Genomic DNA, 25,768 nt, shown 5'->3' on the forward strand with positions numbered 1-25,768 from the left:
CTTGGTGCTCCTCGAATGAGCGGTGAAGGCGGTACGGGCCGGACCCCAGCTTAGTGGGCGGGGGCCCGGCCCTCTTCGTGAGGTGGGTCTAGCCGAGGAGCTGGTTCTGCAGGGTCACCGTCTGCTGGAAGGGCACGGCGAGCGCCTCGTCCTTGCGGGACTGCACGACCAGGGCGAGGGTGTCGCCGGCCTGGATGTACGCCCAGCGGGTCTGCTCGGGCCCGTACGGCTTCGTCTCGGCCGTCGCGTACAGCGCCGTGTCCGCGACCCGCACGTCGTCGCCGAGCGCGAAGGACTCACCGTCCTGGACCCCGTCCAGGAGCACCGTGTCGCCGGAGCCGGCCTGCACGGCGTCGTCCTTGAAGGCCTCGGAGAAGCCGACGGACTTGAAGCGCAGCAGGTAGACGGCGCTCCTGGTGCCGTCCGGCATGGTCCAGGCGCGGCCCGTGATGTTCCGCAGGGCCGAGTCGTCGATCGCCTGCTTCAGGTCGGCGCGCCGGTCCTTCGGGTAGAGCGCCAGGTACTGCTCGGCGCTCACCCAGCCGCCGTCCAGCTTCGGGTCGACCGTGGCGCCGGCCGGGGCGGGCAGGACGAGGGCACGCGGGTCGGCGTGGTGGATCTCGCCGTCGTTGCCGTCGGTGTAGGGCCGCGGCGAGCCCTCGGGCAGCGCGGGCAGGCTCAGCTGCGGATACGCCCAGCGGCCGTCGTTCTCGGTCGCGAGACCGGGCACGTCGGTGCGGTCCATCGAGGTGATCGCGGCGGCCGTCCCGGCGCCGAGGCCGCCGCAGACGACGACGGCCGCGGTCCAGCGGGCGACGGCGGCGAGCACGCGGCGCGAGCGGGCGGGAGAGACGGCGGGTACGACGTCGGACGCGGCCTCGGACGCGGTCTCCGGCGTCGAGTCCGGGTCGGGCGCGGTCTCCGGCGTCGGCTCCGCGTCGGGCGCGGCGGCCGGCGTCGGCTCGGGCACGGTCTCCGGCTGCGGGTCCGGCTCGGGCGCGGCGGCCGACGTCGGCTCCGGGCCGGACGCGGACTGCGACCCCGGCTCCGGCCCCGGCTCCGGCTCCGGCGTGACGGGGGCCGTCCGCTGCTCGGTCTCGCTCATACGTACTCCCCCGGGGACGTGATGTGGTCGAGCTGCTGCTTCACCAGCTCGGCGACGGCGGACTTGTCCAGCGGCCGGCCGCCGGAGGCGGTCACGGTCACGTAGTACTCCGACTCGGTCGCGGAGCAGACCATGCCGTCGAGGCCGTTCTCGCGCTCCTCCCCGGACTCGCGCTTCGGGCGCGGCATCACGAAGCAGGACGCGTTCTTGTGCCCGTCGACGCGCGGGCCCTTCGGGAACTTCAGGACGTCGGCGACCTCGGTCTGCATCCTGCGCAGCTCGGTGCCGAACCGCTTGTCCTTCATGTGCACGATCTGCACCTCGACCAGCAGGTCGGCGCCGTCGGAGGCGTACGAGCGCACGGCGATGCCCTGGATGCCGAGCTTCTCGATCCGCTTGTCGAACTCGCGGCGCTTCTTGCCCGACAGCCCCTTGCCCTGCTGCTTGATCAGGGCCACGGCGTCGCGCGCGCCGAGCTCGCCGTCGTTGCCGTACCGCTCGACGTCGGGGCCGAGCGTGTAGTCGTCGGGCACCGGCAGCAGCAGCTTGCTCAGCGGCGTGGAGGCACGGCCGCGCACGGCGGTGTCGGCGGCCGGGTCCTTGCTCTCGGCGCCCGGGGCCGGCTCCTCCCAGCCCAGCGTGGGCGCGTGGCGCTCGGCGTCGGCCACGGTGACGCCGGTGTAGGTCCCGCCGGCGGCGATCCCGAGGACGAGGACGCCGGTGAGGACGTACGGGAAGAGGCGTCGCCGCGGGCGCGCCTCGGGCTCGGCGGCCGGGGCCGCGTCGGCCACGGGTTCCGCGGGCTCGGCGGCGTTCGGCTTCGTTTCCTCGCTCACGGGGCTCACAGGGCTCACAGGGCTCACAGGCGCTCCAGCTGTCGCTCGGCCAGCGAGGAGATGTCCTTCTGGCTGATCTTCTTGGTGTCCGTCACGAAGATCTCGACCATCACGTCACCGCGGTGGACGTACGCGCGGGCCTGGTGGAGTTCGTAGCCCGCCTCGTGCTCGACGGGCAGCTGGTAGGTCCGGCCGTCGGGGCTGCCCTTGATCGGCTCGCCGTAGCCGGCCTCGTCCTCCATGAAGCTGCGCTGGTCCTCGGCGTGGTCGGCGGCGCCCTGGCCGCTGTCGGACCGGAACTGCACCAGGTTGATCTGGGTGAACCTGTACTCGCCGGTGCGCCAGGCGGTGCTCGCGACCCGGCGGACGCCGTTCTCGAGGAGGTACTCGAACTCGCCCGAGGGCCCGCTGAAGTCGGAGGCGTACGAGGAGACGCTCAGCCACCCGTCCTCGGGCGCGAAGTCGGCCTTCCTTGATCCGGCGGGCACCGCGAGGAGCAGCTTGCGCAGGTCGCCCTCGGTCTTCAGGCCGCGGTCCTCGGCGGCCGACAGCGGCGCGGGCTCCTTGCCCTTCGGGAGCGGCTTGGCCGGGTAGGCGAGGCCGGGCTGGTTGAGGGCCGGGAGCGGCGTGGGCTCGCGGCCGGCCTGGACGCCGTAGCCGACGGCCGTGCCGCCGACGACACCGAGCACGGCGGCGACGGCGATCAGCGCGACCGTACGGCCGGCGCGGCGCCGCGGAGCGGGTGCGGCCGCCGGTGCGGCGTCCGATGCGGCCTCCGGGGCTGCTGCCGCATCCGGTGCGGCGTCCGGCGCCGTGCCCGGAGCCGCGTCGGGCGTCGGAACCGGCTCCGGTGCCGGTACCGGAGGCGTGTCCGGCTCGGCCGCCGGGGTGTTTTGAGCGGCTTCGGCCGCTTCCGTGGCTTCCAAAGCAGTCCCCCCACGAGACTAGAAGCGCGGATTCCGTTATCCGCGCACCCAACTGACACGTGAGTGGTGCGGGAGGTTGCCTGGAGCCGCATTACAGTTCGGTATATGGCGAAGAAGCTCGTGATCAAGGTGACCGCCGGGGCCGACGCCCCCGAACGCTGCTCCCAGGCCTTCACCGTGGCCGCCGTCGCCGTCGCGAGCGGCGTCGAGGTCTCGCTCTGGCTGACCGGTGAGTCCTCGTGGTTCGCCCTCCCGGGCCACGCGGCCGAGTTCGAACTCCCGCACGCCGCGCCGCTCCCGGACCTGATCGACTCGATCCTGGCCGCCGGCCGCATCACCCTGTGCACCCAGTGCGCGGCCCGCCGCGAGATCACCGAGGCGGACGTCCTGAAGGGCGTCCGGATCGCCGGCGCCCAGGTCTTCGTGCAGGAGGCCCTGGCCGACGACACCCAGGCCCTCGTGTACTAGCTCGTCCACGAGCCGGTACGAGCCGTCCACGAGCCGTCGCGCGCGCGTGGCCCGGTCAGCGGTCGCGCTTCTTGCCGTCGAGCTCGTCCCACCACTCGTCCGACTGCTGGTCGCCCGACGGGTCGTCCCACCAGCGGTCGTCCGGGCCGCGCCGGTTGGCGACCACGGCGGCGACCGGCGGGATGACCATGGCGACCACGCACATGGCGATGGCCGCCGGCACCGAGAACAGGCGCACGACGGCCCAGGCGCCCACGAAAAGCACCAAGCAGACGCCCATCATCCAGAAGTAGACGCGCCGTCGCCGTGCGTACACGTCTTCAGCGTACGACCGGACCGGCCCGCCGCCCAGTTCGCGGGCGGGCGCAGGTGGGCACGGGCGGGCGCGGGCAGACCGAAGGGCCGTGCCTCGAGTCCTGGTCGGCGTCCAACCCCCCAGGAGGCACGGCCCCTCGGCCGTTCAGTGGTGCGGCGTCACACCGCGATGGCGACCTCGGCCAGGCCACCGTGCTGCGCCACGACCTGGCGGTCGGCGGTGCCGCCGGGGACCAGGGCGCGGACGGTCCAGGTGCCCTCGGCCGCGTAGAACCGGAACTGGCCGGTGGCGGAGGTCGGCACCTCGGCCGTGAACTCGCCGGTCGAGTCCAGGAGGCGGACGTAACCGGTGACGGGCTGGCCGTCCTTGGTCACGTAGCCCTGGATGGTGGTCTCACCGGGCTTGATCGTCGAGGCGTCGGGCCCGCCGGGCTGCGCTCCACACATGTTGGGAAATCCTTACGGTCGAGGGGTCCGGAGAAGGGGAGGTCCGGGGAATTACTTGGCGGCGCCGAGCTCGATCGGCACGCCGACGAGGGAGCCGTACTCGGTCCACGAGCCGTCGTAGTTCTTGACGTTCTCGACGCCGAGCAGCTCGTGCAGCACGAACCAGGTGAGCGCGGAGCGCTCGCCGATGCGGCAGTAGGCGATGGAGTCCTTCGCCAGGTCGACGTTCTCCTCGGCGTAGAGGGCCTTCAGGTCCTCGTCCGACTTGAAGGTGCCGTCGTCGTTGGCGTTCTTCGACCACGGGATGTTCTTGGCGCTGGGCACGTGGCCCGGACGCTGCGACTGCTCCTGCGGGAGGTGGGCCGGGGCGAGCAGCTTGCCGGAGAACTCGTCGGGCGAGCGGACGTCGACGAGGTTCTGGGTGCCGATCGCGGCCACGACGTCGTCGCGGAAGGCGCGGATCGAGGTGTCCTGGGGCTTGGCCTTGTACTCGGTGGCCGGGCGGTTCGGGACCTCGGAGCCGTCGACCAGGTCGCGGGAGTCGAGCTCCCACTTCTTGCGGCCGCCGTCGAGCAGCTTGACGTCCTGGTGGCCGTACAGCTTGAAGTACCAGTACGCGTAGGACGCGAACCAGTTGTTGTTGCCGCCGTACAGCACGACCGTGGTGTCGTTCGCGATGCCCTTGGCCGAGAGGAGCTTCTCGAAGCCCTCCTGGTCGATGAAGTCGCGGCGGACCGGGTCCTGGAGGTCCTTGGTCCAGTCGATCCGGATGGCGTTCTTGATGTGGTTCTTGTCGTACGCCGAGGTGTCCTCGTCGACCTCGACGATGGCGACCTGCGGGTTGTCGAGGTTGGCCTCGACCCAGTCGGCGTCGACCAGGACGTCGCTGCGAGCCATGCTGTTCTCCTCCGGGGCAGTGTGCGGCGGTTCGTGCGGTGGTGCGTGGTGCTGGTGCGGGTACGCGTCGGCCCGTGGCGGACGACGGCGTGGGGCTGCGCGAAGCGGCCCCGACATCGCGTCGTAGGGCCTGAGGAATACGGGAAGACGTGCGTCCCGCTCAGACGGAGCGACAGAGCATGGCGGCGATGCGGCACAGGTCGACTGCCCGCCGCTTCGTGAGATCCGCCTGTCGCTTCATGCCGACGATCGTAGGGACGGACAGGCGGCCGTGTCACCGGTGTGTCGTATTTTGAGACGCGATCGTCCATGATGCGGGATGCGAAACGGGTACGGATCACCCCCGGAGGGGCGTGCTCGCGCCGCGTGGCGCTGGTTTCTGCGGATCGGACGAGGCCGTCTCAGCATGTGATCAGACGCCCGGCAGGACGGGGTCGACGGCCGGATCCCGGGGCCCGTTTCCCGGGGTTCGACGGCCGGACGCGCGCGCCTGGTCAGCCGGCCGTCAGGACGACGTTCTCGCCGGTCACCGTCACGGCCAGGCCGTCCTCGCGGGCCTCGACCTTCGTCAGCCGCATGCCCTGCGGCAGGCCCTCGATCCGCCGGTCGAAGTCGGTGCGCGCCCGCACCATGTCCTCCAGGCCCGGGATGCCCTCGCCGGGCACCTCGTCGGCACGCACCCGGATGGTGTTCCCGTCGACCAGCGTCACCGTCGACAGCACGCTGCGGGTGAGCGTCCGGCCGAGGAAGCGCACGCCGCCCGTGACCTTCAGCTTGCCGTCGCCGCCGTACGCCACCTTGGCGTCCCGGCCCGAGGCGGCGGCCAGGTCCGCATAGGAGATCAGCGCCGTGCCGTCGGCGGCGCGGGCCCGCTCGATCCCGTAGTCGCCGTTCAGGGTGACGTCGTGCAGGTCGGCGGTCAGCTCACCGATGCGCACCGGGTGGCCGCCCGCGGTCGCCCGGACGCCGGTCAGGCGCACCTCGACGTCGTCGAGCCGCTTGTCCACGACCTGGGTGAGGAAGGGGAAGCCCTTGATGTCGACCGCGGTGGACTCGGCCTTCGCGGTGCCCAGCCGCACGCCGTCGGCCGCCTCCGTCTCCGCGTACGAGACGGCGAGCCGGTCCGCGCCCACGAAGAGCCCGCCGAGCACCACGGCAAGGATCAGCACCATCCGCAGTGCCCGCACGGTCACGTCCCCCTCGAACAACAGAAAATCCGGCCCTCCGACACGAAGATCGACGTGTGGGAGGGCCGGACGGTTCCCGGGCCGGCCGTGAGCGGAGTTACGCGAGGGCCCGGCCGAGCAGGTAGACCGCGGGCACGGCGGCGGTCAGCGGCAGCGCGACGCCGGCCGTCATGTGGACGAACCGCGACGGGTAGTCGTAGCTGGCCACCCGCAGTCCGATCAGCGCGCAGACACCGGCGCCGAGGCCGAGGAGCGCAGCGCCGGAGGCGCCGAGGTCCGTGAACTGCCCGGCCGCGATGCCGCCGCCCGCGGCGGCGAGCAGGGCCACGAGCACCGAGGCGGGGCCGGGCAGCGGGACCGCCCGGGCGAGGGTCGCGGCGGCGACGGCGACGCCGCCGACGACCACCGCGTCCGGCTCGGCGCCGAGGTGGCCGGCCGCCAGGATCGCCAGGGCCGCGGAGGCGACCGTCGCCATCAGGCCGTACATGCGCTCGTCCGGGTCGGCGTGGCTGCGCAGCTGGAGCACCAGCGTGAGCAGCACCCAGACGCCGAGCGTGCCGATGATCGCGGCCGGGGCGTGCTCCCGTCCGGCGGCGAACAGCGCCGCGTCGGCGACGACGCCGCCGAGGAAGGCGAGCGCGATGCCCTGCCGGGCGGGCCACATGCCGTTGAGCCGGAACCAGCCGGCGGCGGTGACGGCCTGGAGCAGCACCAGCGGGACGAGCAGGGCGTACGAGCCGACCGCGGCGCCTCCCGCGAGCAGCGCGCCGAGCAGCGCCGTCAGCGCGGCGGGCTGCATGCCGGGCGCGATGACCGGCGAGCGGCCCTCGGCGCGGGCCCGCTGGGCGTCGGTGATCCGGGTGTTGCCGGAGGTGGTGGGCGCGGAGTAGGCGGGCCCGGGCTCCGGCACGGGCTCGGGCCCGGCGGACGGGGCCTCCTGGGAGGGCGCCGCGTACGTCTCGTAGGCCGGCTGGTGAGTCGGCTCGTACGCCGTCTCGTACGCCGGCCGGCTGCCCGTCTCGGGCGGCAGCTGGTGGCCGCCGGTCCCGTACGTCTCGTAGCCCTGCTGCGGCAGGTACGCCGTGTCGTACGAGACGGGCGCCTGCGGCTGCACCGTCGGCTGGTACTGGGTGTCCCAGGTCTGGCCCTGCCACGTCTGGGTGACGTGCGGATCGTACGGTTGACCACCCTGCGGGCCGGTCTGCGCGCCGGTCGGCGGGCCGGCCTGCGGCTCGTACGGATACTGCTGATCACTGCTCATGGTCTGCGGTTCACCCTCCTGCGAACGGGGGGAGCACCTCGACCGTGCCGCCCTCGGCCAGCCGTACCGTCTCATGCGCGCGCGTCCCGACGGGATCGCCGTCGATCAGGAACGAGCAGCGCAACAGGACCCGTGCCAGCTCGCCGGGGTGCCGCTCGCGGACGGCGTCCAGCGCCTCCGCGAGGGTCTCGGCGGCGTACGGCTCCTCGGCGACTCCGGCGGCGGCCTTCGCCGCGGCCCAGTAGCGGATGGTTCCCGCTGCCATAGCGGCGCTCCCTTCGTTCGTGTGCGCGCCGCCCCCCATGATGGGCTATGACCGGGCGAGCCAGGTCCCGAGCCGGTCGAGCAGCTCGTCGCCGGCCGCGTTCTCGGCGTGGCCCATCCCGCGTTCCAGCCACAGCTCGGCCGGTGTGCCGGCCGCCTCGGCCGCGTCCGCGAGCATCAGGGGATGGTCGACGGGGAAGTACGGGTCGCGGTCGCCGTGCACGATCAGCAGCGGCGTCGGCGCGATCAGCGGCACCGCCTCGACCGGTGAGAGCGGCACCGGGTCCCAGTCCCGGTGGTGGATCCGGGTGCCCAGTCCGTAACGGCCGACCACGCGGCCCGTCCGCCGGGTCACCACCCAGTGCACGCGCCGCATGGCGGGCGTGCCCCGGTAGTACCAGCGGGCCGGGGCGCTGACGGCGGCCACGGCGTCCGTGTGCGCGCCGGTGCCGCGTGCCAGGGCGGCGTGCCGCAGGACGACGGAGCCGCCCATGGAGAAGCCGACCGTCACCACGCGCGCGTGGCCGAGCTCACGGGCCCAGCGGACGGCGGCGGACAGGTCGAGGACCTCGCGGTCGCCGACCGTCGAACGCCCGCCGGACCGGCCGTGGCCGCGGAAGGAGAAGGTGACGACGTGCGCGTGCCGGCGCAGCACCTGGGCGGCGCGGCGCAGCGCGGGCCGGTCGACCGAGCCGGTGAAGCCGTGCGCCACGACGACGGCCGTGCCGGAGGCGCCGGTCGTGCCGGCCGCCTCGGACGTACCGGCTGCAGCGGTCACACCGGACGTATCCGACGCATCGGAGACACTTGCGGTGGAGGGTTCGTAAACCGCCTCGATCCGGACACCGTCCTCGGTACGGAGCTCGGTCCGCACGATGTCCCGCAGAGGACGGGAAGTGATCTGAGAGACATCCACGATGTGAAATCGCCCCTCTGCCTCGGAACTCATGTGAGCTATTCTGCTTGCCAGAGGATCCGGGCAAAGCAGCCCCCGGGTCCTTTTGTGTTTTCCGACCGTTGTTACGACCGGATGAACAAAAGCTCTCAGGGCGCGAGAGTGATACGCAGACGTCCTCGCAGGGACCGAGGAGGAACCGACGTCATGGACGAGCGAACGAAGCACGACCGACCGACGACTCAGGCGACGCTCCGGGCAGGAGGAGCGCGATGAGCTCTCTGCTGCTCCTCACCAACGCCCTCCAGCCGTCGACCGAGGTGCTTCCCGCCCTCGGACTGCTGCTCCACAACGTGCGCGTGGCACCGGCCGAGGGGCCGGCCCTGGTGGACACCCCGGGTGCCGACGTGATCCTGGTGGACGGGCGGCGCGACCTGCCGCAGGTCCGCTCCCTCTGCCAGCTGCTGCGCTCCACGGGCCCCGGCTGTCCGCTCATCCTGGTCGTCACGGAGGGCGGGCTCGCGGCCGTCACCGCCGACTGGGGCATCGACGACGTGCTGCTCGACACGGCGGGACCCGCCGAGGTCGAGGCGCGGCTGCGGCTGGCCATGGGCCGCCAGCAGATCGTCGCGGACGACTCGCCCATGGAGATCCGCAACGGCGACCTGTCGGTCGACGAGGCCACGTACAGCGCGAAGCTCAAGGGCCGGGTCCTGGACCTGACCTTCAAGGAGTTCGAGCTCCTCAAATACCTCGCCCAGCACCCGGGCCGGGTCTTCACACGGGCGCAGCTCCTCCAGGAGGTCTGGGGCTACGACTACTTCGGTGGCACCCGAACGGTCGACGTGCACGTACGGCGTCTGCGGGCGAAGCTCGGCCCCGAGCACGAGTCGCTGATCGGCACCGTCCGCAACGTCGGCTACCGCTTCGTGACGCCGGAGAAGCCGGAGCGGGCGGAGGCACGGGCCGAGGCCCGGGCGGAGGCGCGCGTCAAGGAGGACACGCGGGAACTCACTCCGGTGGAGGACCGCTGACGTGGCGTATGCCACAGGGCGACCTGCCGGTAGGTAGGTCACCCCGCGTAGACTTCCGCGCGTGGCCAAGGTGACGCGGGATGACGTAGCGCGACTGGCGGGTACTTCGACCGCGGTCGTGAGTTACGTCATCAACAACGGACCCCGGCCGGTCGCCCCGGCCACGCGCGAGCGTGTCCTCGCCGCCATCAAGGAGCTGGGCTACCGGCCCGACCGGGTGGCCCAGGCCATGGCGTCCCGCCGCACGGATCTCATAGGCATGGTCGTCCCCGACGCCCGCCAGCCCTTCTTCGCGGAGATGGCACACGCGGTCGAGCAGGCCGCCGCCGAGCGCGGAAAAATGGTCCTGGTCGGCAACTCCGACTACCGCACCGAGCGCGAGATCCACTATCTGCGCGCCTTCCTCGGCATGCGGGTCTCCGGTCTGATCCTGGTCAGCCAGGGCATGAGCGAACAGGCCGCGAGCGAGATCGAGGCCTGGGACGCGCGGGTCGTGCTGCTGCACGAGCGGCCCGAGGCGATCGACGACGTCGCCGTCGTCACCGACGACATCGGCGGCGCCCAGCTCGCCACCCGGCACCTGCTCGAGCACGGCCACGCGTACGTGGCGTGCATGGGCGGCATCCCGAACACCCCGGCCGTCGGCGACCCGGTCGCCGACCACGAGGAGGGCTGGCGCCGGGCCATGCTCGAGGCGGGCCACTCGATCGAGGGCCGGCTCTTCCAGGCGCCGTACAACCGCTACGACGCCTACCAGGTGGCCCTGAAACTGCTGTCCGGCCCCGACCGGCCGCCGGCCATCTTCTGCTCGACGGACGACCAGGCCTTCGGTGTGCTGCGGGCGGCGCGGGAGCTGCGGATCGACGTGCCGACGGAGCTGGCGGTGGCCGGCTTCGACGACGTGAAGGAAGCGGCGCTCACCGACCCGCCGCTGACCACGGTCCACTCGGACCGGCCGGCGATGGCGCGGGCGGCGGTGGATCTGGTGCTGGACGACTCGCTGCGGGTGGCGGGGTCGCGGCGGGAGCGCGTGAAGCAGTTCCCGTCCGCCCTCATCGTCCGCCGCTCCTGCGGCTGCGCCTGACCGCTGCGCGGCGCCCCCGGTCCACCGCCGTGCCCACAACGAGGTGGCGGCGTTTATATCGGGCATACGGGGTTCTGTCGGGCTTCTCAGGGTGGACTCAGAGCGTTCTCATGTACGGCCGCCAGGCTCGACCGCATGACGGACGACACGCAGCCCCAGCCGCAGCCGTACTACCCGCCCCGCCCCACCTACGCCCCCACCGCGCCCGTGCCCACACCCGCCCCGCACCGCCGTGCCCGGCGCGGGGTCGGGCTGATGGTCGCGGTGGCGATCGCGGCCGCGGCCGTCGGTGGCGGGACCGCGACGCTCGTGGAGCGGTGGGCGGACGGCAGCGCCCCGACCGCGTCCGGCACCGTCGCCGGCACCAACGTGTCCGCGAGCAGCAAGGGCACGGTCGCCGGCGTCGCCCAGGCCGTGTCCCCGTCCATCGTGGAGATCTCCGCCGCCTCGAACTCCGGCAGGTCGACCGGCTCGGGCGTGATCATCACCGGCGACGGCGAGATCGTCACCAACAACCACGTCATCTCCGGCGCCTCCCAGATCAAGGTGCAGACCTCCGACGGCAAGACCTACACCGCCAAGGTCGTCGGCACCGACCCGGACAAGGACCTGGCGCTGATCGAGCTGGAGGGCGCCGCCGGCCTGAAGGCGGCGACGCTCGGCGACTCCTCCAAGGTGCGGGTCGGCGACGAGGTCGTGGCGATCGGCTCGCCCGAGGGTCTGACCGGCACCGTCACCAGCGGCATCGTCTCCGCCCTTGACCGCGACGTGACCGTCGCGAAGGAGGACGACCAGCAGCAACAGCAGCCGCAGTACGACCCGCGCCAGGGCTGGCCCTTCGAGTTCGGCGGGCAGCAGTTCAACGGCGACACCGGCTCCTCCAAGACCACGTACAAGGCGATCCAGACCGACGCCTCGCTCAATCCCGGGAATTCCGGCGGCGCGCTGATCAATATGAACGGCGAGATCATCGGCATCAATTCGGCCATGTATTCGCCCAGTTCCTCGAGCGGTTCCTCGGCCGGCGCCGGCAGCGTCGGACTCGGATTCGCGATCCCGGTGAACACCCTCAAGGCCGACCTGGACGACCTGCGCTCGGGCGGTGCCGCCTGAACGCATGGGACGCTGACCCCATGACTGGCCAGCAGAACGAAGCCGACCGCGCCGAACGCATCCTGATCGTCGACGACGAGCCGGCCGTCCGCGAGGCGCTGCGCCGCAGCCTCGCCTTCGAGGGCTACGCGACCGAGGACGCCGTCGACGGGCTCGACGCGCTCGCCAAGATGGAGTCGTACGGCCCCGACCTGGTCGTCCTCGACGTGCAGATGCCGCGGATGGACGGCCTGACGGCGGCCCGCCGGATCCGGTCGGGCGGCTCGACCGTGCCGATCCTGATGCTGACCGCCCGCGACACGGTCGGCGACCGCGTCACCGGTCTCGACGCGGGCGCCGACGACTATCTCGTGAAGCCCTTCGAGCTGGACGAGCTGTTCGCCCGTATCCGCGCGCTGCTGCGGCGCAGCTCGTACGCGGCGGCGGCCGCCTCCGGGCCGGCGGAGGCCGGTGCCGTGCTGGCCTTCGAGGACCTGCGGATGGATCCGGCCACGCGCGAGGTGACGCGGGGCGGGCGGCCGGTGGAGCTGACCCGTACCGAGTTCACGCTCCTGGAGATGTTCCTGAACCATCCGCGCCAGGTGCTCACCCGCGAGCAGATCCTGAAGGCGGTGTGGGGCTTCGACTTCGAGCCGAGCTCGAACTCGCTGGACGTGTACGTGATGTATCTGCGGCGCAAGACGGAGGCGGCCGGCGAACCGCGCCTGGTGCACACCGTGCGCGGCGTCGGCTACGTGCTGCGCGGCGGCGGCAGCGGTGGCGGCGGCGGCGGAGGCGCGGAGTGAGCAGGAGCCCGCTGGCCTGGTTCCGGTCCCGCCCGCTGCGCTCCCGGCTCGCCCTGCTGACCGCGCTCGCCGTGGCGATCGCGGTGGCGGCGGTGTCGCTGGCCTGCTGGTTCGTGACGCGGGCGCAGCTGGAGCACGAGCTGGACGAGTCGCTGCGCGGCAGCAAGGTCGACACCGCGTACGTGAACCTGGTGCTCGGCGGCTGCCGTACGGGCACGCAGGTGCCGCCGCTGCCTCCGTACACCGTGCAGGTCGTCCTCGCCGACGGCACCGTCTGCACCTCCGGGAAGGCGGCGATCGACGCGCAGGCCTCGGACGTGGCGGTGGCGCGCGGGCTGCTGGACGACGCCCTGCACACGACGAAGGACGACGACGGCCGCGAGATGCGCGTCTACACGTACGCCGACCGCGGCCGGGTCGGTCTGGCCGTGTCGCTCGCCCGGCCGCTGTCGGAGGTCGACAACTCGATGTCGACGCTGGCCTGGGTGCTGCTGCTGGTCTCCGGCATCGGCGTGGTCGGCGCGGGCGCGGCCGGGCTGTGGGTGGCGCGGACCGGTCTGGCGCCGGTGGACCGGCTGACCGGGGCGGTCGAGCACGTGGCGGCGACCGAGGACCTGACGGTCCGCATCCCGGTGGAGGGCGAGGACGAGATCGCCCGGCTGTCGCGCTCGTTCAACGCGATGACGGCGGCGCTCGCGACCTCCCGGGACCGCCAGGCGCAGCTGATCGCGGACGCGGGGCACGAGCTGCGCACGCCGCTCACCTCGCTGCGGACGAACATCGAGCTGCTGGCGCGCAGCGAGGAGACGGGCCGGGCGCTGCCGCCGGAGGACCGGCGGGCGCTGCTGGCCTCGGTGAAGGCGCAGATGACGGAGCTCGCGGCGCTGATCGGCGACCTGCAGGAGCTGTCCCGGCCCCAGGCGGTGGCGCCTGGCCCGCTGGAGGTGGTTCCGCTGCACACCATCCTGCGCTCGGCCCTGGACCGGGCCCGGCTGCGCGGTCCGGAGCTGACCTTCGAGACGGACCTGGCGCCCTGGTACGTACGGGCGGAGCCGGCGGCCCTGGAGCGGGCGCTGGTGAACGTCCTGGACAACGCGGTGAAGTTCTCGCCGCCGCGCGGGACGGTCGAGGTGCGGCTGATGCGCGGCGAGCTGACGGTGCGGGACCACGGTCCGGGCATCCCGGCGGACGAGCTGCCGCACGTCTTCGACCGGTTCTGGCGCTCGCCGTCGGCGCGCAGCCTGCCGGGTTCGGGCCTTGGCCTGTCGATCGTGGCGCGGACGGTCGGGCACGCGGGCGGCACGGTCGCGCTCGCGCCGGCCGCGGACGGGGCCGGCGGGACAGTGGCGACGGTGCGGCTGCCGGGAGCGCCGACACCGCCGCCTGCCGTGACGGACGGTTCAGTTGTGGCGGATGAGGGACTCGACGAGTCCTGAGCGGGTGTTGGGGAAGTCGAGCGGGACGATGCCGAGGCCCTTCCAGCCGGCGCCTTCGCCGTCGAGGAGCGAGTGGACCTGCGGGTTCAGCCGGTCGGAGTTCCAGCGGGGCGGCAGGCCGGCGGCGGTGGAGACGAAGTTGACGTAGCAGCGGCCGGGCTGGGTGGCCGCCTTGCGGAACTGGTCGCGGATCTTGGGCCACTTGGCGAAGGGCTCGGCCTGGTAGTCGTCCTGCACGTCGAAGTACGCGCCGTCGGCCCACCGCAGTCCGGGCAGGCCGCCGTTGTCGGCGAGCAGGACGACCCGGCCGCGCGCCTCGCCGAGGGTGGGCAGGACGGGGCCGATACGGAAGAGGGGCCGCCAGCCGCGGTTGTCGAGGTAGTCGTCGAAGACGGCACGGAAGGTGGCGTCGGACTCGGAGGAGTACTCCTGCTTGACCCGCATGAGGACGGTCTCGCTGGGGTGGGCGGCGAGGAAGTTCCAGCAGGCGACGAGGACGTCGCCGAACATCATGTTCTGGTAGAAGGCCCCGTGGTGGATCGCGAACGATCCACCGGTCACCCGGCACCGCACGTCCAGGAACCGGATTCCGCTGTCCAGTTGCTGGGCGATGGTGGTGTTCTGGCATTCCGTCCAGAGCCCGCCGTAGCGGGCGCCGGAGTCGTGGGTTCCGGGGATCGTGAGCTTCTGGAGCGGGGTGGGGTCGCCGTGGGCAGCCATCCAGTCCTGCGTCCCGAGGGCGGTGGCCGCCCGGGCGGAGGGAGTGCCCACCACGAGGGCGGCACCGGCTGCGGCGGCGCCCGCGAGAAAGCGTCGTCGGTCCATGGCACCGCACTATGACAGCAGTTGACGTGACCCTGCCATAGCCCGTCGGAACCTTCTGGGGCGGGCGTCCCGGACAGGCGTCCTGCATCCTGACCCTGCTCCGGCGCGGGGCATGACGGGCCACGGGGCGTGACGGGCCACGGGGTACGACGAAGGGGCGGTGCCCGCCGACGCGGACACCGCCCCTCACCGATGGTCTACGCCCGACGGCTACTGCACGACCGTGATCCGGTTCGCCGCCGGCACCTGGAGCGGGGCCGTCGCCGAGGAGTGGGCGGCGAGGTAGGCGTTGAAGACGTCCAGGTCCGAGGCGCCGACCAGCTTGTTGGTGCCGGTCGCCAGGGCCGCGAAGCCGTCGCCGCCGCCCGCGAGGAACTCGTTCATCGCGACGCGGTAGGTCTTCGCCGGGTCGATCGGCTCGCCGTTCAGCTTGATCGTGCCGTCGACCACGCGGTCCGCGCCGGTCTTCGTCATGTCGAGCGTGTAGGTGAGGCCCTTCGACACCTGAAGGATCTTGATCGAGTTCAGGTTCGAGCCGCTGACCTGCTGCTTCAGCGCGGCGATCAGGTTCGCGCCGGAGAGGTCGACGACGTTCATCATGTTGGTGAACGGCTGCACGGTGAAGGACTCGCCGTAGGTCACGACGCCGTCGCCCTCGGCGCCCGCGGCCTTGTAGACCAGGTCGGCGCGGATGCCGCCCGGGTTCATCAGGGCCAGCTGCGCGCCGCCCTTGTCCGCCGGGGCCAGGCCCTCGAGCTGCGCGTCGGCGATCACGTCACCGAGCGGCTTCTCGTACGCCGTGGAGCCGCGGCCGTTGATGTCGGCGGCGATCCAGCCCTGCGGCCGGTTGGCGATCGGAGCGGCCAGCTCCTTCCAGCCGGAGATCAGCTCGCTGATGTCCGCGGCCTTCGGCACGTCGCGCGAGACGACGTGGTTGGCGGAGGAGACCGCGGTGCGGACGATGTCCTTGGTGCGGCGGTCGTAGGTCAGCGTGGTGTCCGTGTAGAGCTTGCCGAACGAGGACGCCGAGGTGACCAGGCGCGGGCGGCCCGCCGGGTCGGGGATGCTGCACACGTACGCCTGGTGGGTGTGACCGGTGACGAGCGCGTCGACCTGCGGCGAGACGTTCTTGGCGATGTCGACGATCGCGCCGGAGACGCCCTCGCCGTCACCGTCACCGTCGCCGTCGCAGTTGTAGTTGTACGCGGCCGAGGCCGGCATGCCGCCCTCGTGGACCAGGGCGACGATGGACTTGACGCCCTTGCGCTCCAGGATCTTCGTGTACTTGTTGATCGTCTCGACCTCGTCGCCGAACTTCAGGCCCTTGACGCCCTCGGCGGTGACGACGTTCGGGGTGCCCTCCAGGGTCACGCCGATGAAGCCGATCCGGACGCCGTCCTTCTCCCAGATGAAGGTCGGGTCGAGCAGCGGCTTGCCCGTCTTCTCGTCCGTCACGTTCGCCGCGAGGTACGGGAAGTCGGCGCCGTCGAACTTCTGGTCCTTGGTGAAACAGCCGGCGGTCGGGTGACAGCCGCCGTTCTGCATCCGGGCCAGCTCGCGCGCGCCCTCGTCGAACTCGTGGTTGCCCACCGAGGTGACGTCGAGGTCCAGCTCGTTGAGCGCCTCGATGGTCGGCTCGTCGTGGAAGAGGCCGGACAGCAGCGGCGAGGCGCCGATCATGTCACCGGCGGCGGCCGTGATGGAGTAACGATTCCCCTGACGGGCCTGGCGCAGGTGCGTGGCCAGGTACTCGACACCGCCCGCGTCGATCTTCTCGGTGGTGCCGTCCTCCTTGACCCGGGTCACCTGGCCGGAGGAGCCGGCCGGCGGCTCCAGGTTGCCGTGCAGATCGTTGAAGGAGAGCAGCTGCACGTCGACAAGGCGTCCCCAGCCCTGGCCGTTGGTGCCGCCGCTCTCCTGCTGCGACGCGGCCGTGGCGCCGACGCGGTCCTCGGAGGCGCCCGCCGGCATCGCCGCGACCAGCGCGCCGACCGTGGCAAGTCCCGCTCCGGCGACGAGAATCCGCCGCCCCGCCGTGTTCTTCTTCCGTGTCGCTGCCATCTCTCCCCAGTTCCTGACGACTCGGTCCTGCCCGCGCAGCCTAGAGTCAACGCGCGTAGCGCAACAGGGGTCGGCTGGTTACGAGCTGGTTGCCTTTGATCTCCCGCAGGGCGGCGCACCGCCGCCGTAGGCTCGTAGGCATGACTTCTGACGCGGTGCCGGCCCTCGAACCCGGACGGCAGATCAACAGTTACGAAGAACTGAGCCCCGAGCAGATCAGCGACGTCCTCGACCTCCTCGAGGCCGCCGACCGCGCCGACGGCATGCACGCCGTGTCCGAGCAGGGGCGGCTGTACCTGCGGCACGGCAGGCGCGAGGGCGTCCGCCACTTCCTGCTCACGGTCGGCCCCCACCTCTACGGCTACGCCCAGCTGGAGGAGACCGACCCGGTCGAGGCCCCGGCGGCCGAGCTGGTCGTCCACCCCTCGCTCCGGGGCCGCGGCCACGGCCGGGCGCTCGGCACCGCGCTGCTCGACGCCTCCGGCAAGCGGCTGCGGGTGTGGGCGCACGGCGGGAAGTCGGCGGCCCGCCACCTCGCCCAGGTGCTCGGCCTGACCCTGTTCCGGGAACTGCGGCAGATGCGCCGGCCGTTGGTGCCGCTGGACATCCCGGAGCCGGTGCTGCCGGCCGGCGTCACCGTCCGCACCTTCGTGCCCGGCCAGGACGACACGGCCTGGCTCGCGGCCAACGCCGCCGCCTTCGCCCACCACCCGGAGCAGGGCTCGCTGACCCAGCGGGACCTGGACGACCGGATGGCGGAGCCGTGGTTCGACCCGAAGGGCTTCTTCCTGGCCGAGCGGGAGGGACGGGTCGTCGGCTTCCACTGGACGAAGGTCCACGCCGAGGAGCAGCTGGGCGAGGTGTACGTGGTCGGCGTGGCGCCCGAGGCGCAGGGCGGCGGCCTCGGCAAGGCCCTCACCGCGATCGGCCTGCGGCACCTGGCGGCGCAGACGCTGCCGACGGCGATGCTGTACGTGGACGCGGACAACACGGCGGCGGTGACGGTGTACGAGCGGCTGGGCTTCCGGACGCACGAGGTGGACCTGATGTACCGCACGGAGTCGTGAGCACGGAGTCGTGAGCACGGAGCCGTGAGCGCCGTAAGGCTCCGTGCGCGGGGGGCGGTTGACACCGCCCCCTTCTTTCCACCACCCTTTCACTACTTGATTAGTGAAAGGGTGGTGGAAGCGCCCGTGCTCTCCTACCGCATCGACCGGCGCAGCGGAGTCGCCACCTACCTCCAGATCGTCCAGCAGACCAAACAGGCCCTGCGCATGGGCCTGCTGGAACCGGGCGACCGGCTGCCGACCGCCCGCGAGGTCGTCGAGGCCACCGCCATCAACCCCAACACGGTCCTCAAGGCCTACCGCGAGCTCGAACGCGAAGGCCTCGTCGAGGCCCGCCGCGGCCTCGGCACCTTCGTCCGCGCCGGCCTCGGCGCGGGCCCCGCCGACTCGCCCCTGCGCGGCGAACTCGCCGACTGGGCCCGCCGGGCCCGCGCGGAAGGCCTCGACCGGGACGACGTGGCCGCGCTCTTCACATCCGTACTGAACGAACACTTCGAGGGGGACGCATGACGCAGGAGACCGCGCTGAGGGCGGAAGGCCTCGGCCTACGGTACGGGGGACGCGGCCGGCCCTGGGCCCTGCGGGACTGCGACTTCACCCTGCCCGCCGGCCGCGTCTGCGCCCTCGTCGGCCCCAACGGCGCCGGCAAGTCCACCCTCCTCGGCCTCGCCGCCGGCCTCGTCCGCCCCACCGCCGGCACGCTCACCGCCCCGCCCCGCGACCGCCTCGCCTACGTCGCCCAGGACAGGCCGCTGCATCCCCGCCTCACCGTCGCCGACACCCTGCGCATGGGCCGCGAGCTCAACCCCGCCCGCTGGGACGAGGCCGCCGCCCGGCGGGTCCTCGCCGACGCGCTCGACCCGCACACCGCCGTACGCGAGCTCTCCGGCGGCCGGCGCACCCGCCTCGCCCTCGCCCTCGCCCTGGGCAAGCGCCCCGAGCTGCTCCTCCTGGACGAGCCCATGGCCGACCTCGACCCGCTCGCCCGGCGCGAGCTGATGGGCGTGCTCATGGCCGACGCCGCCGACCACGGCACCACCCTCCTCATGTCCTCGCACATCCTCGGCGAGCTCGCCGACGCCTGCGACCACGTGCTCCTCCTCCACGGCGGCCGCATCCGCCTCAGCGGCCCCGTCGACGACCTCCTCGCCGCCCACACCCTGCTCACCGGCCCCGCGGCGGACGCCGCCCTCAGCCCGTACACGGTGGTCGACTCCGCCACGACGGGCCGTCAGCTCACCGCCCTGGTCCGCACCGAGGGCCGCCCGGCCCCACCCGGCTGGCACACCGCCACCCCCACCCTCGAGGACGTCCTGCTGGGCCACCTCCGCTCTCCCGCCCCGGAAGGAGCCGCCGCGTGAGCACGATCGCCCTGAAGGGCCCCTACTGGGTGACGGTCCGCCAGCACCGCTGGTCCCTGTGGGCGACGCTCGTGTTCGCCGCCCTGGCCTCGGCCGCGCTGATCGCCTCCTGGTACTGGGCGGTCCGCGCCGACGACGTCCTGGCGGCCGCCGGCTGCCCGGCCGACAGCGTGGCCGAGCGCTGCTTCCAGGCCGCGCGCGAACGCGCCGACGCCCAGTGGCAGGCCCGGCACATGGTGGAGTTCGTCGCGCTCGGCATGGTCGTGCTGCCCGCCGTCCTCGCCGGCTACATGGCGGGCCCGCTGATCGCCCGCGAGCTGGAGACCGGCACGTACAAGCTGGCCTGGACCCAGTCCGTCAGCCCGGCCCGCTGGCTCGCCGCGAAGCTGGCCGTGCCGGCCGCCTTCACCGTCGTGCCCGTCCTGCTGGTGACCCTGGTGTTCCAGTGGTCCTGGTCCTCCGGCCCGGCCGACGACTTCCCCACCTTCTGGTTCGACGCCACCATGTATGCGGCGCAGCCGGGCACCGTTCCCGTGGCGGCCGTCCTCTTCGGTCTCGCCACCGGTGCCCTCGTCGGCCTCCTCGTACGCCGCACCGTCCCCGCCCTCGCCGCCGCCACGCTGCTCACCGGAGCCGTCCTCGCCGTCCTCGCCCAGCTGCGCCCGCGCCTGTGGCCCGTCGAGACCCTCACCGGTCGCCACGGCCTCGACGTCCCGGCCCGGAGCTGGGTCGTCGAATCGGGCCGGCTCACCCGGGACGGCACGCGCGTGAGCTGGCAGGACTGCTACGAGGTCGTCAGGGACGGGCAGACCAACGCCTGCATGGCCGCGCGCGGCGCGGTCACCGACTACGCCGACGTCCACCCGCCCGCGCACTTCTGGCCCCTGCAGCTCGTCGAGACCGGCATCCTCACCGCCCTCGCCGCCCTCGCCCTGCTCGCCGCCTTCCGCGTCCTGCGCGCCCGGCACCCGTAGGCCGCATCCGTAAAGCCCCGCCCGGCCCGCGGCCAGCGACGCCGGCGCGGCCCGAAACACCCGGGGGCGGAGCCCGACGCGGCCCCGCCCCCGATTCCCTCACGTCACGTCCCCGTTACCGACCATTCAGACGCGCTTGCGACGCTCACGCAATGAAGCGCTCCGTGTCCGCTCTCCCCAAAGGGAGACTTCCCTCCACCACGGCCCGCTCCGACGCGCCCGACCAGCCCTTCGCGCGGAAGAATGGGGCCATGAGCCAGCAGCCCGCCGAGGTCCCGGTCCAGGTCCCGTCGTCCGCCACGAAGACGTCTCCCCAGCCGTCCCTGGGGTCCATAGCCGCCCACCGCCCGCACGCCGTCAACGGCGCGGCCATGAGCGACCTCGAACCCGACATCGACGCCGACCTCGACGTCTACGAGGGCGACGACTCCACGAGCGAACTCCCGCAGGGACGTTTCCTGGACCGCGAACGCAGCTGGCTCGCGTTCAACGAGCGCGTCCTCGAACTCGCCGAGGACCCCACCACACCGCTCCTCGAACGAGCGAACTTCCTCGCGATCTTCGCCTCGAACCTCGACGAGTTCTTCATGGTCCGCGTCGCCGGCCTCAAGCGCCGCATCGCCACCGGCGTCGCCACCCGCTCCGCCTCCGGCCTCCAGCCCCGCGAGGTCCTCGACCTCATCTGGACCCGCTCGCGCGAGCTCATGGCCCGGCACGCCGCCTGCTTCCAGCAGGACGTCGCCCCGGCCCTCGCCGACGAGGGCATCCACCTGATCCGCTGGCCCGAACTCACGGAGAAGGAGCAGGCCCGCCTCTTCACCCTGTTCCGGCAGCAGATCTTCCCCGTCCTCACCCCGCTGGCCGTCGACCCGGCCCACCCCTTCCCGTACATCTCCGGCCTCTCCCTCAACCTCGCGGTCGTCGTCCGCAACCCCGTCAGCGGCCACCGCCACTTCGCCCGCGTCAAGGTGCCGCCGCTGCTCTCCCGCTTCCTGGAGGCCTCCCCGGAGCGCTACGTCCCGCTCGAGGACGTCATCGCCGCGCACCTGGAGGAGCTCTTCCCCGGCATGGAGGTCCTCGCCCACCACATGTTCCGGGTCACCCGGAACGAGGACCTGGAGGTCGAGGAGGACGACGCCGAGAACCTCCTCCAGGCCCTGGAGAAGGAGCTCATGCGGCGCCGCTTCGGCCCGCCGGTGCGCCTGGAGGTCGAGGAGTCCATCGACCCGTACGTGCTCGACCTGCTGGTCCGCGAGCTGAAGGTCTCCGACTCCGAGGTCTATCCGCTGCCCGGCCCGCTCGACCTCACCGGCCTCTTCGGCATCTCCTCGCTCGACCGTCCCGAGCTGAAGTACCCGAAGTTCGTCGCCGGCACCCACCGCGACCTCGCCGAGGTCGAGTCCGCCTCCGCGCCCGACATCTTCGCCGCGGTCCGCGAGCGGGACGTGCTGCTGCACCACCCGTACGACTCCTTCTCCACCTCCGTCCAGGCCTTCCTGGAGCAGGCGGCGGCCGACCCGGACGTCCTCGCGATCAAGCAGACGCTGTACCGCACCTCCGGCGACTCGCCGATAGTCGACGCCCTCATCGACGCCGCCGAGTCCGGCAAGCAGGTCCTCGTCCTCGTCGAGATCAAGGCCCGCTTCGACGAGCAGGCCAACATCAAGTGGGCCCGCAAGCTGGAGGAGTCCGGCTGCCACGTCGTCTACGGCCTGGTCGGCCTCAAGACCCACTGCAAGCTCTCCCTGGTCGTACGCCAGGAAGGCGAGGTCCTGCGCCGCTACAGCCACGTCGGCACCGGCAACTACCACCCCAAGACCGCCCGGCTCTACGAGGACCTCGGCCTGCTCACCGCCGACCCGCAGGTCGGCGCCGACCTCTCCGACCTGTTCAACCGGCTCTCCGGCTACTCCCGCCGCGAGACCTACCGGCGCCTGCTCACCGCGCCCAAGTCGCTGCGCGACGGCCTGGTCACCCGCGTCAACAAGGAGATCGCCCACCACCGCGCCGGCCGGCCCGCGTACGTGAAGATCAAGGTCAACTCGATGGTCGACGAGGCCGTCATCGACGCCTGCTACCGGGCCTCCCAGGCCGGCGTCCCGGTCGACATCTGGGTCCGCGGCATCTGCGCCGTACGGCCCGGCGTCGAGGGCCTCTCGGAGAACATCCGGGTCCGCTCGGTCCTCGGCCGCTTCCTGGAGCACTCCCGGATCTTCGCCTTCGGCAACGGCGGCGAGCCCGAGGTGTGGCTCGGCAGCGCCGACATGATGCACCGCAACCTGGACCGCCGCATCGAGGCCCTCGTCCGGGTCTCGGACCCGGCCCACCGGGCCTCCCTGACCCGGCTCCTGGAGACCGGGATGTCCGACACCACCTCCTCCTGGCACCTGGGACCGGACGGGAACTGGACGCGGCACGCGACCGACCCCGAGGGCCAGCCGCTCCGGCACGTCCAGGAGATGCTCATCGACGCGCGGAGGCGCCGGCGTGCACAACCCTGACATCACCTCGGAGATCCCGCAGGCGGGCACACCGGCCCCGGGCCCGGTCCCGCCCGACCTCTCCGCGGACCTCCCGACGGGCCTCCCGTCCCCCCTCTCCACGGACGTCTCCGCGGGCGAGGTCCTCGCCCCCTACCTGCACGCCCGCGCCGCGGACTTCCTCCGCGGCCTGCGCCTGCACACCGAGAGCGGCGCCGACACCAAAGGCGCCGCCGAGGCCGCCCGCATCCTGCGGGCGGCCGCCCGCCGCATCAGCGGCACCCTCCACACCTTCCGGCCGCTGCTCGACGCCGCCTGGGCCGACCCGCTGCGCACCGAGCTGGCCTGGCTCTCCGGCACCCTCGCCCTCGAACACGCCTGCACCTCACGGCTCGTCCGCCTGATGGACGCGCTGTCCCGGCTGTCGAGCGGTACGGGGCCGGTGCCGGCCGCCCGCGGCGCACAGGGCGCAGGGCTGACCGTCGGCGCCGCCCGGGCCGGCGCCCTCCTGGACCGCCAGCTCACCCTCGCCAGGACCCGCGCCCACTCCGCCGCCCTCCAGGCCCTCGGCTCCTCCCGCTTCCACGCCGTCGCCGACGCCGTCGCCCTGCTCGCCTCCGAGGTGCCGCTCGGCCCGGCCGGCTCCGCCCGCGCCGTCGACACGCTCGACGCGCCCGCGCAGGACGTCGAGCACCGGCTGCTCGACGCGGTCGCCGCCCTCCCGCTGACCCGCGCGGCCCACCCGTACAACGCCGAGGCCCTCGCCCTCGCCACCGGCGAGGCCCAGGACACGCCCTGGCACCACACCCGCCGCCTGCTCCGCCTGCACCGCTACGCCGCCGAGGTGCTGCACGGCGCCGCCGCCGCGGATCCCGTCCTCTACGAGGCCGCCCGCGCCCTGGACCGCCACCGCGACGCCGCCGAGGCCGCCGCCGCGGCCGCCACCGCCGCCCGCACCCCGCGCATCGCCCCGGCCACCGCCTACGCCCTCGGCGTCCTCCACGCCGACCAGCGCCACGACGTCGAAGCCGCCCGCTTCGCCTTCCAGCGCGCCTGGTCCCAAGCGACGGCGGCGGTGCCGTGATCCTGGCCGCGGGCTGCGTGCTGTGGCGCCCGGTCCCGTACGAGGAGGGCGGGGCCGGCACCATCGAGATCGCCCTGGTCCATCGACCGAAATATGACGACTGGTCCCACCCGAAGGGCAAGCTGAAGCGCGGCGAGACCCTCGCGGCCTGCGCGGTCCGCGAGGTCCTGGAGGAGACGGGCCAGTCCTGCGAGCTGGGCGCCCGGCTGCCCACCGTGCGGTACCTGGCGCAGGGCCGCCCCAAGGAGGTCCACTACTGGGCGGCCCGCGCCCTCGAAGGCACCTTCGTCCCGACCCACGAGATCGACGCCGTGCTCTGGCTTCCGCCCGCCGAGGCCCGGCCCCGTCTCACCCAGCCCCGCGACCGCGACCTCCTCGACGCGCTCCTCGCGGCCACCGCCCGCTGACGGCCGCCGGCCCGCGGAGGCCACCGCCCGCTGACGGCCGCCGGCCCGCGGAGGCCACCTTCCGCTGCCGGCCACCTGCCCGTCGACGGCCGTCGCCGCGGCACCCGGCGCCCGCCAGGCGGGCTCCGCACCTCGCCTTCCGGCACGGTTCACTTCCCGTTCACCCTCCTCCGTCGACGGCTTCACCTGATCTGCCTAATTTCGGCCGTACAAGGTGCACGACTCCGGTGTGCGCCCCACCACCCCGACACGCGCCGCCGTAGAACGTTCAGGACAGCAAGGTCCACGCCCAGGCGGCTTCTGGAAGGAACACCCGAAAGTGAAGCTTTCGCGCAAGAACGGGCTTCGCGCCTCCGCGATCGGTGCCCTCGTCGTCTCCGGTGCGCTCGTCCTCTCGGCGTGTGGTTCGGACAACAACAACGAGCCCACCAAGGACGGCGGCAAGACCTCCGCCGCCGCGTCGAACATCAAGTGCGACGGCGCCAAGGGCCAGCTCCTCGCCGCCGGTTCCAGCGCGCAGAAGAACGCGATGGACCTGTGGGTCAAGAACTTCCAGGCCGCCTGCTCCGGTGTCGAGGTGAACTACCAGGCCATCGGCTCCGGCGGTGGCATCACCAAGTTCAACCAGGGCCAGGTCGCCCTCGCCGGCTCCGACTCCGCCCTGAAGGACGAAGAGGTCGCCGAGTCGCAGAAGATCTGCAAGGGCGGCAAGGGCGTCAACCTGCCCATGGTCGGCGGCCCCATCGCCATCGGCTACAAGCTGGACGGCGTGGACAACCTCGTCCTCGACGCCCCGACCCTCGCCAAGATCTTCGACACGAAGATCACCAAGTGGAACGACCCGGCGATCGCCAAGCTGAACCCGGGCGCCAAGCTCCCCGACACCACCATCCAGGCCTTCCACCGCTCGGACGAGTCGGGCACCACCCAGAACCTGGGCAAGTACCTTTCGGCCACCGCCGCGGCCGACTGGAAGTACGACCCGAAGACCAAGTCGTGGCCCGCCCCCGGTGGCCAGGCCGCCAACGGCTCCTCCGGTGTCGCCACCGCGGTCAAGGACGCCGAGGGCTCCATCGGCTACTTCGAGCTCTCCTACGCGACCGCCAACAAGATCAGCACGGTCAGCATCAACACCGGCGCCTCCGCCCCGGTCGCCGCCACCACCGAGAACGCCTCCAAGGCCATCGCCGCGGCGAAGATCAAGGGCACCGGCTCCGACCTGGCCCTGTCCCTCGACTACACCACCAAGGCCGAGGGCGCCTACCCGCTGACCCTCGTCACCTACGAGATCGCCTGCGACAAGGGCAACAAGGCCGAGACCCTGCAGACCCTGAAGGCGTTCCTCACCTACACCGCCAGCGAGGAGGGCCAGAAGGTCCTGCCCGCCGCCGGCTACGCCCCGCTCCCGGCCGAGATCGCGGCCAAGGTCCGCGAGATCGTCCCGACCCTGTCCTGA

General features: G+C 72.6%; 26 protein-coding genes. 14 read left to right on the top strand and 12 right to left on the bottom strand.

All coding sequences use genetic code 11. From position 1 onward, the window contains the following. Positions 1–88: 88 nt before the first annotated feature. From ACIGO8_RS18325 to ACIGO8_RS18335, 3 genes are read right to left on the bottom strand one after another with little or no spacing between them, the layout of a single operon-like run. Positions 89–1,105, bottom strand: coding sequence for a hypothetical protein (locus tag ACIGO8_RS18325; RefSeq protein ID WP_399731145.1), 1,017 nt, complete (start codon positions 1,103–1,105; stop codon positions 89–91). Continuing rightward, positions 1,102–1,941: a hypothetical protein gene (locus tag ACIGO8_RS18330; protein WP_399731147.1), complete on the bottom strand. Its 840-nt coding sequence runs from the start codon at positions 1,939–1,941 to the stop codon at positions 1,102–1,104. The genes ACIGO8_RS18325 and ACIGO8_RS18330 overlap by 4 nt, the downstream gene beginning before the upstream one ends. A 23-nt stretch (positions 1,942–1,964) precedes the next feature. Beyond that, positions 1,965–2,867, bottom strand: coding sequence for a hypothetical protein (locus ACIGO8_RS18335; RefSeq protein ID WP_399731150.1), 903 nt, complete (start codon positions 2,865–2,867; stop codon positions 1,965–1,967). Positions 2,868–2,972: 105 nt separating this feature from the next. Between ACIGO8_RS18335 and ACIGO8_RS18340 the strand changes: the two genes are divergently transcribed. After that, on the top strand, positions 2,973–3,335 hold the full coding sequence (locus ACIGO8_RS18340; RefSeq protein ID WP_399731153.1) for a DsrE family protein: 363 nt from the start codon (positions 2,973–2,975) through the stop codon (positions 3,333–3,335). Positions 3,336–3,390: 55 nt separating this feature from the next. On the opposite strand, the gene ACIGO8_RS18345 is transcribed toward ACIGO8_RS18340, so the two are convergent. The 7 genes from ACIGO8_RS18345 to ACIGO8_RS18375 all read right to left on the bottom strand — a co-directional run bounded on the left by ACIGO8_RS18345 (position 3,391) and on the right by ACIGO8_RS18375 (position 8,655). After that, positions 3,391–3,687, bottom strand: coding sequence for a DUF3099 domain-containing protein (locus ACIGO8_RS18345; RefSeq protein ID WP_399731326.1), 297 nt, complete (start codon positions 3,685–3,687; stop codon positions 3,391–3,393). 122 nt (positions 3,688–3,809) lie between these two features. Then, positions 3,810–4,097, bottom strand: coding sequence for a DUF1416 domain-containing protein (locus ACIGO8_RS18350; protein ID WP_265867432.1), 288 nt, complete (start codon positions 4,095–4,097; stop codon positions 3,810–3,812). Positions 4,098–4,148: 51 nt separating this feature from the next. Beyond that, positions 4,149–4,994, bottom strand: a complete 846-nt coding sequence (locus ACIGO8_RS18355; RefSeq protein ID WP_399731156.1) for a sulfurtransferase — start codon at positions 4,992–4,994, stop codon at positions 4,149–4,151. A gap of 494 nt (positions 4,995–5,488) precedes the next feature. Further along, entirely contained in the window at positions 5,489–6,181 is a 693-nt protein-coding gene (locus ACIGO8_RS18360) for a DUF2993 domain-containing protein (protein ID WP_399731329.1), read from the bottom strand. 97 nt (positions 6,182–6,278) lie between these two features. Beyond that, complete coding sequence (locus ACIGO8_RS18365) at positions 6,279–7,442, bottom strand: hypothetical protein (RefSeq protein WP_399731158.1); 1,164 nt, start codon at positions 7,440–7,442, stop codon at positions 6,279–6,281. Positions 7,443–7,452: 10 nt separating this feature from the next. After that, on the bottom strand, positions 7,453–7,707 hold the full coding sequence (locus ACIGO8_RS18370; RefSeq protein ID WP_399731161.1) for a MoaD/ThiS family protein: 255 nt from the start codon (positions 7,705–7,707) through the stop codon (positions 7,453–7,455). Positions 7,708–7,752: 45 nt separating this feature from the next. Continuing rightward, positions 7,753–8,655, bottom strand: coding sequence for an alpha/beta hydrolase (locus ACIGO8_RS18375; RefSeq protein ID WP_399731164.1), 903 nt, complete (start codon positions 8,653–8,655; stop codon positions 7,753–7,755). Positions 8,656–8,873: 218 nt separating this feature from the next. Between ACIGO8_RS18375 and ACIGO8_RS18380 the strand changes: the two genes are divergently transcribed. The 5 genes from ACIGO8_RS18380 to ACIGO8_RS18400 all read left to right on the top strand — a co-directional run bounded on the left by ACIGO8_RS18380 (position 8,874) and on the right by ACIGO8_RS18400 (position 14,053). Then, positions 8,874–9,635 (top strand): response regulator transcription factor, encoded by a 762-nt coding sequence (locus tag ACIGO8_RS18380; RefSeq protein ID WP_399731166.1) that lies wholly within the window; start codon positions 8,874–8,876, stop codon positions 9,633–9,635. Positions 9,636–9,696: 61 nt separating this feature from the next. After that, the gene (locus tag ACIGO8_RS18385) at positions 9,697–10,719 is read left to right on the top strand and encodes a LacI family DNA-binding transcriptional regulator (RefSeq protein WP_399731169.1); all 1,023 of its coding nucleotides are present in this window, start codon (positions 9,697–9,699) and stop codon (positions 10,717–10,719) included. Between the two features lie 135 nt (positions 10,720–10,854). Continuing rightward, positions 10,855–11,832, top strand: a complete 978-nt coding sequence (locus ACIGO8_RS18390; RefSeq protein WP_399731172.1) for a S1C family serine protease — start codon at positions 10,855–10,857, stop codon at positions 11,830–11,832. A gap of 20 nt (positions 11,833–11,852) precedes the next feature. Then, positions 11,853–12,617, top strand: coding sequence for a response regulator transcription factor (locus ACIGO8_RS18395; RefSeq protein ID WP_399731175.1), 765 nt, complete (start codon positions 11,853–11,855; stop codon positions 12,615–12,617). Next, positions 12,614–14,053 carry a sensor histidine kinase gene (locus tag ACIGO8_RS18400; RefSeq protein WP_399731177.1) on the top strand — a complete coding sequence of 480 codons (1,440 nt, stop codon included), beginning with the start codon at positions 12,614–12,616 and terminating at the stop codon, positions 14,051–14,053. Before ACIGO8_RS18395 ends, ACIGO8_RS18400 begins: the two co-directional genes overlap by 4 nt. On the opposite strand, the gene ACIGO8_RS18405 is transcribed toward ACIGO8_RS18400, so the two are convergent. Beyond that, positions 14,018–14,878, bottom strand: a complete 861-nt coding sequence (locus ACIGO8_RS18405; RefSeq protein ID WP_399731180.1) for a phosphatidylinositol-specific phospholipase C — start codon at positions 14,876–14,878, stop codon at positions 14,018–14,020. The two genes, ACIGO8_RS18400 and ACIGO8_RS18405, sit on opposite strands and share 36 nt — an antisense overlap. 210 nt (positions 14,879–15,088) lie before the next feature. Continuing rightward, positions 15,089–16,939 carry a bifunctional metallophosphatase/5'-nucleotidase gene (locus ACIGO8_RS18410; RefSeq protein ID WP_399731183.1) on the bottom strand — a complete coding sequence of 617 codons (1,851 nt, stop codon included), beginning with the start codon at positions 16,937–16,939 and terminating at the stop codon, positions 15,089–15,091. A 140-nt stretch (positions 16,940–17,079) separates the two neighbouring features. Here ACIGO8_RS18410 and mshD point away from each other — a divergent pair, with 140 nt between their 5' ends. The 8 genes from mshD (at position 17,080) to pstS (ending at position 25,768) form a co-directional block, all read left to right on the top strand. Further along, on the top strand, positions 17,080–18,006 hold the full coding sequence (gene mshD, locus ACIGO8_RS18415) for a mycothiol synthase (protein WP_399731185.1): 927 nt from the start codon (positions 17,080–17,082) through the stop codon (positions 18,004–18,006). Between the two features lie 126 nt (positions 18,007–18,132). Next, positions 18,133–18,516, top strand: a complete 384-nt coding sequence (locus tag ACIGO8_RS18420; protein ID WP_399731332.1) for a GntR family transcriptional regulator — start codon at positions 18,133–18,135, stop codon at positions 18,514–18,516. Next, complete coding sequence (locus ACIGO8_RS18425; RefSeq protein ID WP_399731188.1) at positions 18,513–19,367, top strand: ABC transporter ATP-binding protein; 855 nt, start codon at positions 18,513–18,515, stop codon at positions 19,365–19,367. The genes ACIGO8_RS18420 and ACIGO8_RS18425 overlap by 4 nt, the downstream gene beginning before the upstream one ends. Then, positions 19,364–20,341, top strand: a complete 978-nt coding sequence (locus ACIGO8_RS18430; RefSeq protein ID WP_399731191.1) for a hypothetical protein — start codon at positions 19,364–19,366, stop codon at positions 20,339–20,341. The genes ACIGO8_RS18425 and ACIGO8_RS18430 overlap by 4 nt, the downstream gene beginning before the upstream one ends. Before the next feature lie 251 nt (positions 20,342–20,592). Next, positions 20,593–22,842 (top strand): RNA degradosome polyphosphate kinase, encoded by a 2,250-nt coding sequence (locus ACIGO8_RS18435; RefSeq protein WP_399731194.1) that lies wholly within the window; start codon positions 20,593–20,595, stop codon positions 22,840–22,842. Then, entirely contained in the window at positions 22,829–23,905 is a 1,077-nt protein-coding gene (locus ACIGO8_RS18440) for a CHAD domain-containing protein (RefSeq protein ID WP_399731197.1), read from the top strand. Before ACIGO8_RS18435 ends, ACIGO8_RS18440 begins: the two co-directional genes overlap by 14 nt. Continuing rightward, positions 23,902–24,312 carry an NUDIX hydrolase gene (locus ACIGO8_RS18445; protein WP_399731200.1) on the top strand — a complete coding sequence of 137 codons (411 nt, stop codon included), beginning with the start codon at positions 23,902–23,904 and terminating at the stop codon, positions 24,310–24,312. The genes ACIGO8_RS18440 and ACIGO8_RS18445 overlap by 4 nt, the downstream gene beginning before the upstream one ends. A 319-nt stretch (positions 24,313–24,631) precedes the next feature. Beyond that, positions 24,632–25,768, top strand: a complete 1,137-nt coding sequence (pstS, locus tag ACIGO8_RS18450; protein ID WP_399731203.1) for a phosphate ABC transporter substrate-binding protein PstS — start codon at positions 24,632–24,634, stop codon at positions 25,766–25,768.

Source organism: Streptomyces sp. NPDC053493, from assembly GCF_044544825.1.
In the GTDB taxonomy this organism is placed as follows: domain Bacteria; phylum Actinomycetota; class Actinomycetes; order Streptomycetales; family Streptomycetaceae; genus Streptomyces.